The organism is Pseudomonas sp. NPDC086112 (assembly GCF_044746425.1).
Taxonomy (GTDB): Bacteria; Pseudomonadota; Gammaproteobacteria; order Pseudomonadales; family Pseudomonadaceae; genus Aquipseudomonas.
Genome location: NZ_JBIVCD010000069.1, coordinates 10,819 through 11,169, shown reverse-complemented (window position 1 = coordinate 11,169; position 351 = coordinate 10,819). Strand labels below are relative to the sequence as shown.

Annotated in this window: 1 protein-coding gene and 1 pseudogene; both read left to right on the top strand. The window is 52.7% G+C overall.

Annotated elements, in window-relative coordinates; genetic code table 11:
* A pseudogene (locus ACIPLA_RS27425) lies at positions 1 to 180 on the top strand (ribonuclease P protein component); the annotation flags it as partial.
* Positions 173 to 351, top strand: a 179-nt coding sequence (gene yidD / locus ACIPLA_RS27420; protein WP_401177535.1) for a membrane protein insertion efficiency factor YidD, incomplete at its 3' end; no start/stop codon positions are given. The pseudogene ACIPLA_RS27425 and the gene yidD, both read left to right, overlap by 8 nt.

The following is a 351-nucleotide window of genomic DNA, read 5'->3' as shown; positions in this document are numbered from 1 at the left end:
CTGAACCAGGATTTACTGGTCGGTTGGGACATCGTTATCGTCGCGCGCAAAGGTTTGGGTGACGTAGAAAGCCCCGAATTGATTCAGCATTTCGACAAACTCTGGAAACGTCTGGCACGCAGCAAGCCGGTACCAGCAGTCAAAACCGAAACTGTAGGGGTAGACAGTACCGATGCGTAAACTGGCACTCGTTCCGATCCAGTTTTATCGCTATGCCATCAGTCCCCTGATGGCCAGTCACTGTCGTTTCTACCCCAGTTGTTCCTGCTACGCGTATGAAGCCATAGAAAATCATGGCCTTCTGCGCGGTGGCTGGCTGACCGTTCGTCGTTTAGGTCGCTGTCATCACTG